The organism is Aquisalimonas sp. APHAB1-3, assembly GCF_048323695.1.
In the GTDB taxonomy this organism is placed as follows: Bacteria; Pseudomonadota; Gammaproteobacteria; order Nitrococcales; family Aquisalimonadaceae; genus Aquisalimonas.
Genome location: NZ_JBLWFT010000009.1, coordinates 39536 through 55028 on the forward strand (window position 1 = coordinate 39536; position 15493 = coordinate 55028).

17 protein-coding genes and 1 other RNA gene are annotated in these 15493 nt (G+C 65.8%); 13 read left to right on the forward strand and 5 right to left on the reverse strand.

Annotated features, from left to right (window positions below):
• The first annotated feature begins 2 nt into the window (after positions 1-2).
• Together hisD and hisC are read left to right on the forward strand one after the other, a co-directional pair.
• On the forward strand, positions 3-1316 hold the full coding sequence (hisD, locus tag ACNSTU_RS13115; protein WP_290634503.1) for a histidinol dehydrogenase: 1314 nt from the start codon (positions 3-5) through the stop codon (positions 1314-1316).
• The gene (gene hisC, locus ACNSTU_RS13120) at positions 1303-2400 is read left to right on the forward strand and encodes a histidinol-phosphate transaminase (protein ID WP_290634505.1); all 1098 of its coding nucleotides are present in this window, start codon (positions 1303-1305) and stop codon (positions 2398-2400) included. Before hisD ends, hisC begins: the two co-directional genes overlap by 14 nt.
• An 18-nt stretch (positions 2401-2418) precedes the next feature.
• Here hisC and ACNSTU_RS13125 read toward each other — a convergent pair whose 3' ends face one another.
• Positions 2419-3606 (reverse strand): S1C family serine protease, encoded by a 1188-nt coding sequence (locus ACNSTU_RS13125; protein ID WP_290636933.1) that lies wholly within the window; start codon positions 3604-3606, stop codon positions 2419-2421.
• A gap of 103 nt (positions 3607-3709) precedes the next feature.
• On the opposite strand from ACNSTU_RS13125, the gene ACNSTU_RS13130 reads away from it, so the two are divergent.
• From ACNSTU_RS13130 to ACNSTU_RS13155, 6 genes are all read left to right on the forward strand, one after another.
• A complete protein-coding gene (locus tag ACNSTU_RS13130) occupies positions 3710-4465 on the forward strand; it encodes a Nif3-like dinuclear metal center hexameric protein (RefSeq protein ID WP_290634509.1) in 756 nt (251 codons plus the stop codon).
• A 310-nt stretch (positions 4466-4775) separates the two neighbouring features.
• Entirely contained in the window at positions 4776-5372 is a 597-nt protein-coding gene (petA, locus tag ACNSTU_RS13135; RefSeq protein ID WP_290634510.1) for a ubiquinol-cytochrome c reductase iron-sulfur subunit, read from the forward strand.
• Positions 5372-6604, forward strand: coding sequence for a cytochrome b (locus tag ACNSTU_RS13140; RefSeq protein WP_091641633.1), 1233 nt, complete (start codon positions 5372-5374; stop codon positions 6602-6604). Before petA ends, ACNSTU_RS13140 begins: the two co-directional genes overlap by 1 nt.
• Entirely contained in the window at positions 6604-7329 is a 726-nt protein-coding gene (locus ACNSTU_RS13145; RefSeq protein WP_290634514.1) for a cytochrome c1, read from the forward strand. Before ACNSTU_RS13140 ends, ACNSTU_RS13145 begins: the two co-directional genes overlap by 1 nt.
• A 60-nt stretch (positions 7330-7389) precedes the next feature.
• Positions 7390-8013, forward strand: a complete 624-nt coding sequence (locus ACNSTU_RS13150) for a glutathione S-transferase N-terminal domain-containing protein (protein WP_290634516.1) — start codon at positions 7390-7392, stop codon at positions 8011-8013.
• 81 nt (positions 8014-8094) lie between these two features.
• The gene (locus ACNSTU_RS13155; protein ID WP_290634518.1) at positions 8095-8499 is read left to right on the forward strand and encodes a ClpXP protease specificity-enhancing factor; all 405 of its coding nucleotides are present in this window, start codon (positions 8095-8097) and stop codon (positions 8497-8499) included.
• A gap of 7 nt (positions 8500-8506) precedes the next feature.
• Here the strand turns inward: ACNSTU_RS13155 and ACNSTU_RS13160 are convergent, their stop codons facing one another.
• The 4 genes from ACNSTU_RS13160 to ACNSTU_RS13175 form a co-directional block, all read right to left on the reverse strand.
• Complete coding sequence (locus tag ACNSTU_RS13160; protein WP_290634520.1) at positions 8507-9100, reverse strand: BON domain-containing protein; 594 nt, start codon at positions 9098-9100, stop codon at positions 8507-8509.
• Positions 9101-9102: 2 nt separating this feature from the next.
• Positions 9103-9693 (reverse strand): phosphoheptose isomerase, encoded by a 591-nt coding sequence (locus tag ACNSTU_RS13165; RefSeq protein WP_418212454.1) that lies wholly within the window; start codon positions 9691-9693, stop codon positions 9103-9105.
• 66 nt (positions 9694-9759) lie between these two features.
• Positions 9760-10113, reverse strand: a complete 354-nt coding sequence (locus tag ACNSTU_RS13170; RefSeq protein ID WP_290634524.1) for a YraN family protein — start codon at positions 10111-10113, stop codon at positions 9760-9762.
• On the reverse strand, positions 10110-12095 hold the full coding sequence (locus ACNSTU_RS13175) for a penicillin-binding protein activator (RefSeq protein ID WP_290634526.1): 1986 nt from the start codon (positions 12093-12095) through the stop codon (positions 10110-10112). The genes ACNSTU_RS13170 and ACNSTU_RS13175 overlap by 4 nt, the downstream gene beginning before the upstream one ends.
• Before the next feature lie 150 nt (positions 12096-12245).
• On the opposite strand from ACNSTU_RS13175, the gene rsmI reads away from it, so the two are divergent.
• The 5 genes from rsmI (at position 12246) to ftsL (ending at position 15490) form a co-directional block, all read left to right on the forward strand.
• Positions 12246-13088, forward strand: a complete 843-nt coding sequence (rsmI, locus tag ACNSTU_RS13180; RefSeq protein WP_290634529.1) for a 16S rRNA (cytidine(1402)-2'-O)-methyltransferase — start codon at positions 12246-12248, stop codon at positions 13086-13088.
• A 29-nt stretch (positions 13089-13117) separates the two neighbouring features.
• Positions 13118-13472, forward strand: an RNA gene (gene rnpB, locus ACNSTU_RS13185) — RNase P RNA component class A.
• A gap of 326 nt (positions 13473-13798) precedes the next feature.
• Positions 13799-14257, forward strand: a complete 459-nt coding sequence (gene mraZ / locus ACNSTU_RS13190; RefSeq protein WP_290634531.1) for a division/cell wall cluster transcriptional repressor MraZ — start codon at positions 13799-13801, stop codon at positions 14255-14257.
• A 13-nt stretch (positions 14258-14270) separates the two neighbouring features.
• Positions 14271-15206: a 16S rRNA (cytosine(1402)-N(4))-methyltransferase RsmH gene (rsmH, locus tag ACNSTU_RS13195; protein WP_290634533.1), complete on the forward strand. Its 936-nt coding sequence runs from the start codon at positions 14271-14273 to the stop codon at positions 15204-15206.
• Positions 15203-15490, forward strand: coding sequence for a cell division protein FtsL (ftsL, locus tag ACNSTU_RS13200; protein ID WP_290634535.1), 288 nt, complete (start codon positions 15203-15205; stop codon positions 15488-15490). The genes rsmH and ftsL overlap by 4 nt, the downstream gene beginning before the upstream one ends.
• Positions 15491-15493 lie beyond the last annotated feature (3 nt).

The following is a 15493-nucleotide window of genomic DNA, read 5'->3' on the forward strand; positions in this document are numbered from 1 at the left end:
AGATGCTGGAGATCACCCGACTGAGCACCACCCAGCCCGATTTCTGGGAGTCCCTGGCCCGTCTGACCAGTGACGAGACCGAGACCGACACGGCCGTCGAGGATACCGTGACGGCCATTCTGGCCGCCGTCCGCAAGGAGGGCGATGCCGCGGTTTTGCGCTATACCAGCGAGCTCGATCGTCTGGATGCATCCACGGTGGCCGAGCTCGAGGTGGCGCCGGAGCGGCTGCGGGCGGCGTTCGAGAGCCTGGACGAGGAACAGCGTGCCGCGCTTACCCGGGCCGAGGAGCGTATCCGCGCCTATGCGGAACGCCAGCGCATGGAGTCGTGGGAGTACACCGAGGCCGACGGCACCATGCTCGGCCAGAAAGTGACCCCTCTGGATCGCGTCGGCCTCTACGTGCCCGGCGGCAAGGCGGCGTATCCGTCGTCCGTGCTCATGAACGCGGTACCCGCCTGCGTGGCCGGCGTGTCGGATATCGTCATGGTCGTGCCGGCGCCGGACGGCGAACTGGATCCTCTGGTGCTGGCGGCGGCCCATCTGGCCGGCGTCACCCGCGTCTACACCATCGGCGGCGCCCAGGCCATTGCCGCGCTCGCCTACGGCACGGCGACCATCCCGGCCGTGGACAAGATCGTGGGCCCAGGCAATGCTTACGTGGCGGCGGCGAAGCGGCGAGTTTTCGGCCGCGTCGGCATCGACATGATCGCGGGGCCGTCGGAGATCCTCATCATCTGTGATGGCCAGACCGATCCGGACTGGATCGCCATGGATCTGTTCTCCCAGGCGGAGCACGACGAGGTAGCGCGTGCGGTGCTGGTGTGTCCGGATGCGCTCTACTTGGACCAGGTCCAGCAGTCCATGGAGCGGCTGCTGCCGACCATGGAGCGCTCGGACATCATCCGTGCGGCCCTGGCGAACCGCGGTGCGCTGATCTGCGTGCGCGATCTGGTGGAGGCGGAAGAGGTGACCAACACCGTTGCGCCGGAGCACCTGGAACTGTCCGTGGCGCAGCCACAGAAGATGGCGGAGCGGATCCGGCACGCCGGCGCCATCTTCCTCGGGCGGCATACGCCGGAGGTTCTCGGTGACTACTGTGCCGGGCCGAACCACGTTCTGCCCACCTCGGGCACGGCGCGGTTTGCCTCGCCGCTGGGCGTCTACGACTTCCAGAAGCGCAGCAGCCTGATCCAGGCAACGCCGGCGGGTGCCGCCGAGCACGGGCGTGTCGCTGCGGTGCTCGCCCACGCGGAGGGGCTGACCGCCCACGCCGAATCCGCCGCCTACCGGGTGCGGGCGCATGAGCAGGAGTGACGACCGCAACGCCCGGATCACGCGCCTGGTGCGGCCGGCCGTGCAGGCCGTGCAGGCGTATCACGTGCCGCCGGCACAGGGCATGGTCAAGCTCGATGCCATGGAGAATCCCTACCCGTGGCCCGGCGAGCTACGGGACGACTGGCTTGCGGTGCTGGCGGACGTCACTGCCAACCGATACCCCGACCCTACGGCAGCGGCGCTCAAGGCGCAGCTCCGCCGGGATGGTGGTGTGCCCGATGCCGCCGGCCTGCTCCTGGGCAACGGCTCCGATGAACTGATCCAGCTCCTCGCACTCGCTCTGGGCGGTGAGGGGCGGGTGGTCATGGCGCCGGGGCCTGGATTCGCCATGTACCGGCTCATCGCCGCGTTCACGGGGCTGGAGTACCAGGAAGTGCCGCTGTCGGGCGACGATTTCGCGCTGGATCAGGGCGCCATGCTGGCGGCGATTGCCCGGCACCAGCCGGCGGTGATCTATCTGGCCTACCCGAACAACCCCACGGGCAACGCCTTCGATGCCGCCGCCATGGAGGCCGTGATCGAGGCTGCCCCCGGCGTGGTGGTCATTGACGAGGCGTACGAGCCGTTCTGCGGCCGCACCTGGATGTCTGCTCTGGAGCGCTACGACCACCTGCTGGTGATGCGCACCGTCTCCAAGATGGGGCTGGCCGGGCTGCGCCTGGGTTATCTGGCCGGCCATCCGGACTGGCTGGTGCAGCTGGAGAAGTGTCGTCTGCCGTACAACATCAACGTGCTCACCCAGGCCAGCGCGGCCTTTGCCCTGGAGCATGGTGACCGCCTGCGTGCCCAGACCGAGGCGTTGCGGGTAGAGCGGGAGCGGCTGTTCGAGGCGTTGTGTACCCGGCCGGGGCTACGGGTGTGGCCCAGCGAAGCGAATTTCATCACCTTCCGCGCACAACCCGGCCAGGCTGGCGGGATTCACGCGTCACTCCGGGAGAGTGGCGTATTGATCAAGAATCTCGATGGCAGCCACCCGCTGCTCTCGGACTGCCTGCGGGTCACCGTGGGCAGGGCCGAGGAGAATGCGCGCTTCCTCACGGCCCTGGACGCCGTCATCGGCTGACGGGCTCCGGGTTGCCGCTCACTGGCGGCGCAGCTCCCGGGCCGCCGGCCGTTCCTGCACGGTCAGTGCGCGTTCGAACTCCTCACCATCACGTTTCCCGACGATGGTGACCTCCGTGTCCGGCGAGCGCTCGGTGATCCGCATCAGCAGATCCTGGCTGTTGCGGAGCCGTTCGCCATCCACCGACAGCACGATGTCGCCCGGCTGCAGGCCCGCCGCGTCGGCCGGGCCGTCGCGCATGACGCCCGCGATCAGGACGCCGTCCTGGGAGTCGAGTTCGAACGACTCGGCCAGCGATCGCGTGATGTCCTGCACCTCGACGCCGGCCCAGCCCCGGATGACCCGGCCTTGCTCAATGATGCTCTCCATGACGCCCTGGGCCAGCATGGCGGGAATCGCGAACCCGATGCCGTGAGAGCCGCCCGAGCGGCTGAAGATGGCGGTGTTGATGCCGATCAGGTCACCGTGGGCGTTGATGAGCGCGCCCCCGGAGTTGCCCGGGTTGATGGCGGCATCCGTCTGAATGAAGTTCTCGAATGTGGTCAGCCCCAGGCGGCTCCTGCCCGTGGCGCTGACGATACCCTGGGTGACGGTCTGGCCGACACCGAACGGGTTACCGATGGCGAGCACCACGTCGCCCACCCGTAGCTCTTCCGAGCGGCCCACGGTGATGACCGGCAGATCGTCCATGTCAAGGGCAAGCACCGCCAGGTCCGTTTCCGGGTCGGTGCCGACGACCTGCGCCTCGCCCGCGCGGCCGTCGTTGAGGGAGACCTGGATGGCGTCCGCACCCTCGACGATGTGGTTGCTGGTGAGAATGAACCCGCTGTCGCTGATGATGACTCCGGAGCCCAGGTTGGTGTCCGTCTGCTCGTCGTCCCGGTCACGCTCGCCGAAGAACTCGCGAAATAGCGGATCGTCATACATGGAGTGTTCACCGCGTGCCACACGGGTGGCGGTGAAGATGTTCACCACCGCTGGTGCCGCCGCATCGACCGCATCGGCGTAGGACGCCGGGCCCTGTTCGCGCACTGGCCGTCCGTCGTCGTCCGCGGCCGTCTCGGGGGCCTGCTGAACGGTGATCGTCCTGAGCGGCTCCCCGGGCAGGCCTAGGACCCCGGGGAAGAACCAGATGATCATTGCGGCCGCCACCATGCCGAGCAGCGAGTAGGTCAGGAGAAAGCGCATTGCGCGTCGAGTCTGCATGTCTGTGTCCGGGGCCATCAGTGTAAAATCCGTCGAACATTGTAACGGCTTGGCCGCGAGGCGGAACCATCTGTCTGATCGAGATGTGAACCGGGAGGGAATCATGGAGCCGGAAAATCTTGCCGCCTATGCGGATCGACTGCTCGACGCACAGGCATTTCAGGACTACGCCCCCAACGGCATGCAGGTGCGGGGGCGGCGCCCCGTGCGCCGGCTGGTCTCCGGCGTGACCGCCTGTCAGGCCCTGCTTGATGAGGCGGTGCGGCTGGACGCCGATGCGGTGCTGGTGCATCACGGCTACTTCTGGAAGGGGGAGAGCCCGTGTATCAACGGGATGAAGGCCGAGCGGCTGCGCACGCTGCTCACGAATGACATGAGCCTGTTCGCCTACCATCTGCCTCTCGACGCCCACGCCGAACTGGGCAATAACGCCTGTCTTGCCGGTGATCTCGACCTGACGGTGACCGGCACATTCGAGACGGGCACGTATCGTCCGCTGGGCATGCTCGGCGCACCGCGCGAGCCGTTACCGTTGGACGCGTTCGCGGAGCGTGTGGCGGCGGCGCTGGGCCGGCAGCCTACCGTGGTAGCCGGCGGTGACCATCCCGTGCGCCGTGTCGCCTGGTGCAGCGGTGGCGCCCAGGGGTTCATCGATCATGTGGCAACGCTGGGCGTGGATCTCTACTTCTCGGGCGAGATTTCCGAGCCGACAGTCCATACTGCCCGGGAGTGTGGCCTGCATTACCTGGCTGCCGGGCACCACGCCACCGAGCGTGGCGGCGCGCGAGCGCTAGGTGAGCATCTGGCCGCGCGTTTCGATCTGGAGCACCACTTCATCGACATCGACAGCCCGGCATGATGCAGGTGCATGGCTCGAACGTGAAACAGCGCGCTGAACAACGCCTCGGAACGGTGTCAGAATAGGTAGATGAAGTGGGCGTGGGAGGGGCGTTGGCTTGACCCGGCAGGCCGGATGTCGGATCCTTGTGCGCCGTGCCAGCGGGGGTACATGGGGCGATTGTGCCTTCGATATGCGCTAGCGGCCTCCCGCAGGCGTTCTGTGCCCGGAAGGGCGATGGGATCCGGGGCGCGGCAACCCGCCACAACAGGCAGTTCGTTTTCGCAAGACACCATCGAGTCAGGTGGCTAAAACCCAGTAGGGGGCAGCAATGAATCAGGAAGGCGCGGACAAGAGCAGGCGCCGCTTTCTGACTGCGGCAACGTCCGTGGTCGGTGGAGCGGGCGCCGCGTTTCTCGCGGTACCGTTTATCAGCTACTGGCGTCCGAGTGCTCGGGCCCAGGCAGCCGGTGCCCCGGTCGAAGTGGATATTACTGGCCTGGAGCCGGGAGAGCTGATCAACGTCAAATGGCGTGGTGACCCCGTATGGCTGTTCCGCCGCACGGACGAGAACCTTGAGGATCTCGAGGGGATCCGGGATCGCCTGCGCGATCCGGACTCCGACGAGCCGCAGCAGCCCGAGTATGCGCGCAATACCCACCGGTCCATCGAGCCCGAGCTCATGGTGATGGTCGGGATCTGCACGCACCTGGGCTGTTCGCCGTTGTTCCGGCCAGATCAGACGCCGGAAGGCATGGACGGGGAATGGCCGGGGGGCTTTTTCTGTCCGTGTCATGGCTCCTATTTCGACCTCGCGGGGCGTGTGTTCCGCGGCGTCCCGGCGGACAAGAACATGGAGGTGCCGCCCTACTACTTCATGGATGACGACACCGTCCTGGTGGGCGAAGACGAAGAAGGAGACGCCTGATGAGCGAGACCAGATCGGGGGGGCTGGTCGGCTGGATCGATGACCGCTTCCCGCTCACCAAGATGTGGCGCGAGCACGTCTCGGAGTATTACGCGCCCAAGAACTTCAATTTCTGGTACTACTTCGGATCGCTGGCGCTGCTAACGCTGGTCATCCAGGTGGTGTCGGGCATCTTTCTGACCATGAACTACATCCCCTCCGGCGATCGCGCGTTCGAGTCGGTGGAGTACATCATGCGCGATGTGGAGTGGGGATGGCTGATTCGCTACATCCACACCACCGGCGCGTCCGCGTTCTTCGTCGTGGTCTATCTGCACATGTTCCGGGCGCTGATGTACGGCTCGTACCAGAAGCCGCGCGAACTGCTGTGGATCTTCGGCTGCCTGATCTTCGTGCTGCTCATGGCCGAGGCGTTCATGGGCTACATGTTGCCGTGGGGGCAGATGTCCTACTGGGGCGGCCAGGTGATCATCTCGCTGTTCGGCGCCATCCCTGTCATCGGGCCTGACCTGGCGCTTTGGATCCGGGGTGACTACGTCATCTCCGAGGCGACGCTGAACCGCTTCTTCGCCCTGCACGTGGTGGCGGTGCCGCTGGTGATCATCTTCCTGGTGGTGGCCCACATCCTCGCGCTGCACGAGGTGGGGTCGAACAACCCGGACGGCATCGACATCAAGAAGAACAAGGACGCCAACGGCATTCCGAAGGACGGGATTCCCTTCCACCCGTACTACACGGTGAAGGATCTTATCGGGGTCGGTGTCTACTTCATCCTGTTCTCGGTAGTGGTTTTCTACATCCCCGATTTCTGGGGGATGTTCATCGAGCACCCGAACTTCGAGGAAGCAAACCCGCAGGTGACGCCGGATCACATTGCGCCGGTCTGGTACTTCGCGGCCTATTACGCCATCCTGCGCGCCATCCCTGATACGTTCGGCGGCGTGCTGGCCATGGGCCTGGCCGTGATGATCCTGTTCGTGTTGCCCTGGCTCGACCGCGGCAAGGTGCGCTCGATCCGCTATCGTGGCCTGAGCTTCAAGATCGCCCTGGGCATCTTCGCTGTCGGCTTCATGCTGCTCACGTACTTGGGCACCCAGCCGGCAACCGGGCTGAACACGATGCTGTCGCGGCTGGGTACGGTGATCTATTTCGGCTACTTCATCTTCCTTTTCGTCTATACGGCCTTCGGGCTGGAAAGGACCAAGCCAGTTCCCGAGAGGGTGACGTCCTGATGAAAAAACTAATGCTAATGCTGACGCTCGTGTTGATGCCGCTGACGGCCTGGGGTGCCGTTGAAAGCAGAATGAGTGTCGACGTGGACCCCAACGACAAACCGTCACTGCAGCGCGGCGCCAAGTTGTTCGCCAACTACTGCATGGCCTGTCACGAGGCGTCGCTGATCCGCTACAATCGAATTGGTCAGGATCTCGGCATTGATGATGACTTGGTGGAGCAGTACCTCATCTTCAAGCCGGAGACGCAGATTCAGGAGCAGATGACCAACGCCATGTCCGAGAGCGACGCCGAGAACTGGTTCGGCGTGCCGGCGCCGGATCTGTCCCTGACTGCGCGCCGTCACGGTCCGGACTACATCTACACGTTCCTGAACAGGTTCTACGTCGACGAGGGCACCATCACCGGTTTCAACAACACGGTGATCGGCGGTACGGCCATGCCCCATGTACTGGAGACGCTCCAGGGACGGCAGCACCCGGTGTACGAAGAACGGGATGGCGAGGACGTACTGGTTGGCTTCGAGGTCGAAGAAGGGACCGGCACCATGGATGAATCCGAGTACCGGCAGGCGACTCGGGATTTGACCAACTTCCTGGACTATGTCGCCGAGCCGATCAAGGCGGAGCGCCAGCGTCTCGGGGTCTGGGTCCTGCTGTTCTTCGGTGTATTCACGGTGCTGGCGTACTTCCTCAAGAAGGAATACTGGAAGGACGTCCATTGATCCGAACGCCGCCGGGCATGTTGCCCGGCGGCGCGCAGCAACAGCCCACGGGAGTGCCGAATGGCCTCAGTGAACAAGCGTTCCGTAATGACTCTTTTCTCCGGGGCGACCTGCCCCTTCAGCCACCGGGTTCGCTTTGTTCTGGCCGAGAAAGGAATCCAGGCCGAGATCCATACCGTGGATGATAACGCCATCCCGGAGGATCTCATGGAACTTAATCCCTACGGGGGAGTGCCGACGCTGGTCGATCGGGACCTGTGCCTGTACGAGTCCAAGATCATCATCGAGTACCTCGACGAGCGGTTCCCGCATCCACCGCTGATGCCGGTGGATCCGGTGACGCGGGCGAAGGCGCGGCTGGTGCAGTACCGGATCGAGCGGGACTGGTACGGTCTGATGCAGCAGCTCGAATCGGGCACGGCCGAAGCGCCCGACCGAGTCGCGCAGGCGCTGCGTGAAGAGCTCACGGCTGCGGACGAACTTTTTGCTCAGGACGAGTGGTTCATGAGCGAAGAGCGCACTGTCATGGATGTGGCCCTGGCGCCGTTGCTCTGGCGTCTGCCCCGGTTGGGGGCCGACCCGGGCGACGCCGCCCCTGCGTTGCAGGCATACAGCGAGCGGTTGTTCGATCTCGAGGTTTTCAGGAACAGTCTGACCGAGGCCGAACGAACCATGCGTGGCTGACGGCGGTCGCGGCGGCCGCAACACGTGCACACGAACAATTCCGGGTTCGACCCGGGGAGTCTGATGGTGATGGATGCCCCGATGACGCCAAGTCGTCCTTATCTGATCCGTGCCCTGTACGACTGGATCATTGACAATGATCTGACCCCTTACCTGCTCGTGGACGCCACGCGGGACGGACTGCGTGCGCCCATGGAGTTTGCGGACAAGGGCAGGCTCGTACTGAACATCTCCGAACGCGCGGTGCGCGCCCTGGAGTTGGGCAACGAGCAGATCGCCTTCAGCGGCCGCTTCGGAGGTACGCCCCTGGATGTGGAGGTGCCGGTGCGTGCGGTGATGGCCATTTATGCCCGGGAGAACGGGCAGGGCATGCTGTTCAACGATACCGACGACGACCCGCCGCCTTCCGGTGACGGCGACGGCGAGCAGTCCACCGACAATCAGTCGCAGACCTCGCGCCGGCCAAATCTGCGCGTCGTCAAGTAGCCCGCACTCAATCCACGTATTCGAAGGCCCGGACCACCTCACGCACGCCGGCGATCGCGCGGACCTCTTCCGTGATCGCGTCGGCCTCCTCCTGCGTGACGCGGCCCATTAGGTAGATGCGGCCGCGGTTCGTGAACAGGTAGACCCGATCCCGGTTCAGGTCCGCGGGCTCGTCCAGGGATGACAGGCGCGTGGATGCCCGGGCACTGATGAAGCGGTCCCGACTGCGGGCGAACACGGAGCTCATATCCGCGATGACCAGTTCGTTGTGGACGTGCCGCGCGCCGCTGTCCTCGCGCGCCAGGCGGGCCATCCGCTGACCGACCTCCCGTGAGGGCACTTCCCCGGTAAGCAGCGCAATGCCCTCGAATACCGTGACGCGTATATTCGACTCGTGCCGTAGCTCGTCGTCGCTGAGAATCTCGGCTTGAATCCGAGAACGGATGCGCTGGTCCGACAGGCGTTCCATGAACGAGCGACTGTCCAGAGCGGCTTCTGCCTCGGCGTCCCCGTTCTCACCCGTGCCCGCGCAGCCGGCCATGGCCGCACCTGCCCCGAGCAGCAGGGCGATGATGGCAGCGCGGGAACGCTGGCTGATCATGCCTAGTCGCTACCGAACAACGACCGGTCGATGAGATCGCACAGGCAGTGGATCACCAGCAGGTGGACCTCCTGGATGCGCGCAGTAACGTTGGAGGGAACCCGGATCTCCACGTCGGTCGCCTTGAGAAGGCCGGCGATGGGGCCGCCGTCCTTGCCGGAGAAGGCCACGACATGTACGCCGCGCTCGTGGGCCGCACGGATGGCCGCAACCACGTTCGGTGACTGGCCGCTGGTGCTGATGGCGAGCAGCACGTCGCCACTCTGCCCGAGAGCGCGGACCTGTTTCGCGAAGACTTCCTCGTAGGCCTCGTCGTTGGCGATGGACGTCAGCGTGGAGCTGTCCGTGGTCAGCGCCAGCGCAGGGAGCCCGGGGCGCTCCATCTCGAAACGGTTCAGCAGTTCCGAGGAAAAGTGCTGGGCGTCCGCGGCCGAGCCACCGTTGCCGCAGCTGAGAATCTTGCCGTCCCGGCTGAGGCACCGGACCATGAGCTCTCCCGCGTCGACGATGGCCTGCGCCAGGGCGTCCATAGCCATCTGCTTCGTGCGGATGCTGTCGTGAAAATGCTGAATGATGCGGTCGTGGCTATCCATCGGGTATCTCTGTCTTGGGCCTGTTTGGCGGCGAATGTAGCACTGCCTGCGGCCTCCTGCATCCGCTCAGGTCGCGTCGAAGGCGTTGGCGACCCACTCCAGTGTTTCGCCGGTGATGGCGACCACGTCGAAGCGGCAGGGACGGTCCAGGCGGTGGCGCTGCAGGTAGGTGCTGGCCGCGTGGATCAGCCGTCGCTGCTTGGTTGCGCCAATGCTCTCCAGCGCACTGCCGTGGGCCGGGTCGCCGCGATAGCGCACCTCCACGAACACCAGGACGTCGCCGTCTTCCATGACCAGGTCGATCTCCCCGCGGCGGGCGCGGACGTTGCGGTCCAGCAGGCGCAGCCCCTGCGCTTCAAGGTGGCGACGGGCGGTGTCTTCGGCTGTCTGGCCGCTTTCCCTGCGGCTCGCTTCATTCACTCGTTGAAATCCGTCTCGTCCAGCCCGTTACGGGCATCGATACCATCCGCCTCGGCGGGGGCGCCGGCGCCGTTGGCGTCGTCGCCCGCGGTGTCCAGCCCAGGCAGTCGTGGTGTGTCGTCCTCCAGCTGCAGCCGCTCCACGCGGCCCCGGTGGAAGCGCGCCGGCATGACTTCCCGGTGGACTTCCCCGGCATCGCTGATCCGCAGCAGACCGGTCGCACCCTCCAGTCGCTCCCCGTCGTTGGCGCGCATGGTGGCCAGGTACGGGATCAGGCGGTAGGCGTCGGTTCCCAGGGCATACAGGGGGGCATGCTGCTGCACGCGGTCATCCCACGCAGTTGCCAGTGAGGTGCGGGTCGGGGGCAATCGGTCGCCCTCGCCGAGCATCCACGGCATGTCGAAGAAGACCACGCCGGCCATGTCCCGGTCCGACGCCACGTCGTCTCGTCCGTCCCAGGCGTGGGACGTAGCCATCACCGGCAGGTCCAGGGCGTGATGGAACCGGAGCTGCGGCCGGATCAGCCGCGCCTGGCGGGGAAACGCGCCCATGAATATGACGTCCACGTCCATGCGCCGCCGCGGCTCGAACTCCACCGAGCGGCCAATGGTGCTCTGCAGGCGCCGCTGGCGCTGGCCGCTCTCGTCCAGTGCGAGCATGCGGCGAATGGGGAGCGAGAAGTCCGTGCGGTCGCTCTCGTAGCGTTCGTGGGCGAGCACGGTGCCGCCGTTGTCCTCGTACTCCTCGGTGAATGCGGCGGCGACACGGCGCCCCCAGTCGTTGGAGGGCACCAGCATCACGGCGTGGCGCTGCCCGCCTGCCAGAGCATGCCGGGCCGCCTGGCGCGCCTCGTGCTCCGGTAACAGGCCGAAGCGGAAGAGGTTTCCGGGGACATCGTCGCGACCCCCGGCGCTGTTCAGCGCCAGCATGGGTACCGGGAGCGAACGGGTCTCGGCAAACACCGAGACTGCCGGGCGGGTCAGCGGCCCGATGACCAGGTCGGAGCCGCCCTGGACGGCATTCATGTAGGCGGCCCAGGGGTCGTCACCGTCGTCGCCAATGTCGTGGATGCGCACGTCCGGGCCGTCGTCGCCCTGCTGGAGGCGTGCGGCGAGGAAGCCATCTCTCACTGCGCGGCCGGAGTCGGCGAGGGATCCGGACAGCGGCAGCAAAAGGTCGACCCGCTCGGGGCGCAGCACTTCCTCCCGGTAGCGGGCCATGATGTTGTCGGCAATGGTTTCCGCAGCTGGATGATCCGGGAATCGCTCGCGCCAGAGTTCCACCGACTCCTCCATGCGGGGCGGGTCCAGCCGGTAGTTGCGGACCAGGAACGTGAGCTCCAGCCAGCCGCCATAGATATCCGGAGCCGGCGGCATGATCTCGCGCAGGCGGCTCATGGGGACTTCAGAAAGCGTGTCCTGCAGCCGCTGGCGATTGCGGTCGAGCCGGTCTCCGTCGGGCAGGAGTGCTTCCAGCCCGGCGCGGGTCTCGGCGCTGTCGAGCAGCCGTCCCAGTCGGTACTGGGCGTCGGCCCTGACTTCAACCAGGTCCGCCGCACGCCCGGTCTCGCTGGGCAGTCGCTCGGCGACCAGTTCGAGGCTGCGTTCGTAATCGCCATCGGCAAGGGCGGCCCGTGCGAGGACGACGTTACGGAAGTCGGTGACCGCGTCAGGGGTCTCTTCCGTGATCGGCACGTCGGCGGCCATTCGCTCCCCGCGCCCCGGCTCCCCGGAATCCACCAGGGCAGCGGCGGCCATCAGCGTGTACTCTTCCCGCAGCGGGGACTCCTCCGCTTCCGCCGCCTCCAGGAACGAGGCCACGGCGGTGTCGAAGTCGCCGCGGGACAGGGCGTCCTCCGCGGTCTCCACGGCCGGGTGGCGGTCCGGTTCGTCAGGCCGGGGGGCGCAGGCCGTCAGTATCGCCAGCAGCAGGATCATGGCGACGCGGGCGGTCCACCGCGGAAACTGGTCGTGCATCTGCATGGATGATCCGTCACTATCGGGTGGAAAATCGGGGTTGGCGGTCCGTGCCGGAGTCGCCACGATCGCAGTCTCAACCCTGCCGCGCATGCGGCCACAAGCTGTTGTACTGCAGGGTCTTCGAGTCTATCAGCAACGCTGACAGGGGGGAACGTGTCGCCGCAACCGGGCACCTTGTACGTCGTCGCCACGCCCATGGGGAATCTGCAGGACATGACGCCCCGTGCCGTCGAGGTCCTCGGGCAGGTGGATCTGGTGGCCGCGGAGGACACACGCCACAGTGGGCGCCTGCTGGCCCACTTCGGGGTGCGCGCGCGGCTGCTCAGCCTGCACGAGCACAACGAGGACGAGCGCGTCGACGCACTGATGACCCGGCTGCAGTCGGGTGAGTGCATCGCGCTGATCAGCGACGCCGGCACGCCGCTGATCAGCGACCCGGGCTTCCGCGTTGTACGTGCCGCTCACCGGGTTGGCATCCGGGTCGTGCCCATTCCAGGGGTCTCCAGCCCCGTTGCCGCTCTGTCGGTCTCCGGTTTGCCCACCGACCGGTTTTGCTTCGAGGGGTTTCTGCCGGGCCGCTCAGGGCCGCGCCGCCGTGCACTGGAGGGGTTGCGGGAGGAACCGCGCACGCTCGTGCTGCTGGAGTCGTCGCACCGGATCGAGGCTGCACTGCAGGATATGGTGGACGTATTCGGTCCGGCGCGTCAGGCGGTGGTCGCTCGGGAGCTGACCAAGACATTCGAGACTGTGCGCTCATTGCCGCTCGGCGAGCTGCTCGCGTGGTTGCAGGCGGACAGCAATCAGCGGCGAGGTGAGTTCGTCCTGGTGATTGAGGGGGCGCCGGCAGTGGACGCCGACCAGGCCGAGCAGGACCGTGTCCTGGCGTTGTTGTTGGCGGAGCTTCCTGTCAAGAAGGCGGCCGCGGTCGCCGCTTCCATTCTCGGGGCCCCCCGCAACGCCCTGTACCAGCGCGCGCTGGCCCTGCGCGAACACTGACCCGCAGCGGGCGTGGTACCATCAACGGTGGAGTTGGCCAGACAGTCGCTGCCAGCCGACGGCTGGTGGAGGAAAGTCCGGGCTCCACAGGGCAGGGTGCCAGGTAACGCCTGGGAGGCGCGAGCCTACGGAAAGTGCAGCAGAGAGCAGACCGCCGATGGCCCTTCGCGGGCACAGGCAAGGGTGAAACGGTGCGGTAAGAGCGCACCGCACGCGTGGTAACACGTCGTGGCACGGTAAACCCCACCCGGAGCAAGACCAAATAGGGGGGCGATGGTGTGGCCCGCACCGCTCCCGGGTAGGTCGCTTGAGGCGCGCGGTGACGCGCGTCCCAGAGGAATGACTGTCCACCGACAGAACCCGGCTTATCGGCCGACTCCGTTCCCATTCCCGCGCCCCGTACCCGCCGATCCGGCGGGTACGGGGCGCTTTCGTTTCACCCCTTCCTTCTGTAATTCCTGCGTTTGTCGCCAGTTAATGCCGCTTCCTTTTAGCCCTTCTCTTCAGAATCGGGTAACACGCTGATTTTCTGATTGTTCCTTCCTGTGCCAAATCGTCGTTCAGCGGCGACACGGCGTGTTTCTTAAGTCATTGTCATACAAGAAAGAATCACCTGCTTTAGCTTGACACGTGGGAGACGCGCTCCCTATAGTGTGGCGAAGTGGGATGAAGTGGCACAAAATGGATCAAAAGGGGGTCTCGGGGATAACGTGTTTCGGGTTCGGGGGGTTTCCAATCTCAATCTCGATACGAAGGGGCGCATGAGCTTTCCCAGTCGTTTCCGCGACAGGCTCATGAGCTTCTGCGAGGGCGAGGTCGTGGTAACGGCGGATCCCGAGCGTTGTCTGCTGGTCTACCCGCTGCCCGAATGGGAAGAGGTTGAGAACAAGCTCATGGCCTTGCCCACCCAGAACGCGCATGCGCGTTCCTTGCAGCGGCTCTACCTCGGCTACGCCACCGAGGCCCAGCTAGATGGCAGTGGACGCATTCTGTTGCCGCCCCCGCTGCGGGAGTTTGCCGGGCTGGATAAACACGTGGTCCTGGTCGGCCAGGGCAAGCGCTTCGAGCTATGGGACGAGAACGCCTGGAATGAACAGTTCGACAAATGGCTGTCGGCAGCTGCGGACAAGGAGGGGATGCCGGAAGAGCTCCAGCAGCTCTCTCTGTGATCCGCGCTGAGCCATGACTGCTGAACACGAACATCGGCCGGTGCTGCTGGCCGAAGCAGTGGAGGCGCTCAACGTGCGGCAGAGCGGTCTGTATGTCGACGGAACCTTTGGTCGGGGCGGTCACGCCGCCGCCGTGCTCGAGCGTCTCGGTCCCGACGGTCGGCTCTGGGCGCTGGACCGCGATCCGGAGGCGGTCGCCGCCGCTCGTGCCCGTTTTGGCGACGATGCCCGCCTCAGTGTTCATCATGGCCGGTTTGCCGAAATGGCGACTGTACTTGACCGTCATGGGGTCGCGACGGTGGACGGCATTCTGCTGGATCTCGGCGTCTCGTCACCGCAGCTGGACGACCCGGAGCGGGGTTTCAGTTTTCTGCATGATGGCCCGCTGGACATGCGCATGGATACCAGTCGCGGGCCTACCGCCCGAGACTGGCTGGCGTCGGTGGAGGAGCGGGAACTGGTCCGGGTACTCCGCGTGTACGGCGAGGAGCGCTTCGCAAAACGGATCGCGCGCGCGGTTGTCCGGGCGCGAGAGGCGGGGGAGTTGCCGGAGACAACAGCCGGGTTCGCGGCGCTGGTGAGCACGGCCGTGCCCTACCCGGATCGCCACAAGCATCCGGCGACACGGACATTTCAGGCGGTGCGGATTGCCGTCAACGGTGAGCTGGACGACCTGGAGGCGCTGCTCGATACCGTGTGTGATCGCCTCGCCCCCGGCGGGCGACTGGTGGTGATCAGCTTTCATTCGCTGGAGGACCGGATCGTCAAGCGCTTCATCCGCGGCGCCGGCGAGCAGCGGGATCTGCCGCCAGAGATCCCGGTGGTGCCCGAGGGGCTGAAGGCGCGCCTCAAGCCGGTCGGCAAAATGGTGCGTGCCTCCGAGGACGAGACGCGCACAAACCCGCGGGCGCGAAGCGCTGTCATGCGCATCGCGGAGCGGTTGCCGTGAACGGGTCCGTGCTCTGCGCGCTGTTGCTGGCCGCAGCCACGGCCGCATCGGCCGTGCTGGTGATCTACAGCCAGCACCAGAGCCGTCTGCTGTTCGCGGAGGTGCAGGAGCTCAATCGCGAGCGTGATGCCCTGGACGCGGAATGGGGCATGTTGCGGCTGGAACAGGGTGCCTGGGCGACGCACGGCCGTGTCGAGCGCCTGGCACGGGAAGAGCTGGATATGGTCATGCCCGGACCGGATGACGTCATCATCCTTCGGCGTACCGGACGGGAGCAGAACTGATGA